The following is a 1,544-nucleotide window of genomic DNA, read 5'->3' on the forward strand; positions in this document are numbered from 1 at the left end:
GGGGCCGGTGCCCCGAGGGCAGCGGCCGCAGCGGGCGCACGGCCACGGGCGTGGCGGTCTTCGGCCGGGTCCAGCCGACGAGCTGTGCCAGCTCGTCGATCGCCTCCGGCGGCGCGGCGGGACGTTCGAGCACGAGCTGCAACAGCCTGCGCCGCCAGGTGTCCAGGGCGTCGGCCGAACTCGCCTTCGCCTCCAGGAAACCGTCGAGCGCCACCGAGGCCAGCTCGTCCATGAAACCGAGCATCGCGTCGGCCAGCTGGGACATCACCCCCGAGGTGAACCCGCGACGGCGGCCGACCTCCATGATCCGCCGCCAGGCGACACGGGCGCCCACCCGGTAGGCGGCCTGCAACGTGTCGAGACTGCGGCCCTCGCGCATCTCGTACTGCCCCAGCCTGCGGTGCACCTCGTGCGCGTGCTGCTTGGACGCGCCGGGATCGGCGATCTGGGACACGAACAGCGACACCGCGTGCCGCACCCCCGCGGTGATCGACTTGCCGTAGGGGCCGTCGAGCGGACGCCGGTACTCCGGGATGGACGACCGGATCTCCGCGACGATCTCGTCGGCGACACTCTCCAGTTCCGGACGCATGATCTCGGCCAGCCGCCCGGAGACGATCGTGTCGGAGACCTGTTCCGCTGTCCGTTCCGGCACGCCGACATGCCCCCTTCCCACGACACCGAGGGATGACACCGACCACGAGATCGAACCGCAGTGTCACCGAAAGTATCACCGCGGGCGCGCTACGCACGGCGTTTTCGGTGGATATGACAGGAACCGGACGAACCGTTGTGCCGTCGTGACAAGTCGGCCGAACTCAGCCGCCCAGTCGGCGGCCCAGCGCCTGGACCACCGGGACCAGCGGGAGCACCTCGGCGCGGTCGGCGGCCGTGCACTCGGTGATCGCGGCCCCCACGACCTCCAGGTCGGCCAGCGCGTCGAGCACGGCCACGAGCCCCGCCACCGACACGCCGGTCCCCGGTGCGCCCTGCCCGACGGTCGCCCGGAACGCGTCACGGTCGAGCACGTCCAGGTCGAGATGGACGTACACCCGGTCGACACCGGCGTCGGCCAGCGCACCGACGACGTCGTCGGGCCGCGCGGGCACGGGCCGCACGAGGCCACGGTCGACGACCCGGCGTTCCTCCTCGTCGAACACGCCCGCACCCGCGAGGACCGCCCGCCCCGGCGTCACCGGTGGTGCGGCGGCGAAGTCCGGGTCGCCCTCACCGAGGAGCGAGCGCAGCACCATGCCGTTGAACGCGCCGGACGGGGAACTGTCCGCCGTGTTGCAGTCCGGGTGCGTGTCCAGCCACAGCAGTCCCAGCCGCTCCCCGTACCGGTACCGGGCCACCCCCGCGGGCACGAGGTCGGCCGCGCAGCTCGCGCCGACGGTGAGCACCGGCCCCTCCGGATTCTCCAGCGCGTCGAGCTGGGGCCGCCGGTTCGCCACCAGCGCGGCCCGGTTGGCGACCCCGCGCACCGCGGGGGTGGCGGCCGGGTCGCACGGGATGTCCTCCACGGTGGGCCCCGCGTCACGGCC

At 73.4% G+C, this 1,544-nt stretch carries 1 protein-coding gene and 1 pseudogene; both read right to left on the reverse strand.

Features of this window, described 5'->3' with window-relative positions; genetic code table 11:
- Positions 1-592 (reverse strand): annotated as a pseudogene (locus tag SACPADRAFT_RS33205) (PucR family transcriptional regulator); the annotation flags it as partial.
- Between the two features lie 226 nt (positions 593-818).
- Positions 819-1,544 (reverse strand): arginase family protein (locus SACPADRAFT_RS0218650; RefSeq protein WP_007027569.1); only part of this gene is annotated, 726 nt, incomplete at its 5' end.

This window comes from Saccharomonospora iraqiensis subsp. paurometabolica YIM 90007 (genome assembly GCF_000231035.2).
GTDB lineage: Bacteria > Actinomycetota > Actinomycetes > Mycobacteriales > Pseudonocardiaceae > Saccharomonospora > Saccharomonospora paurometabolica.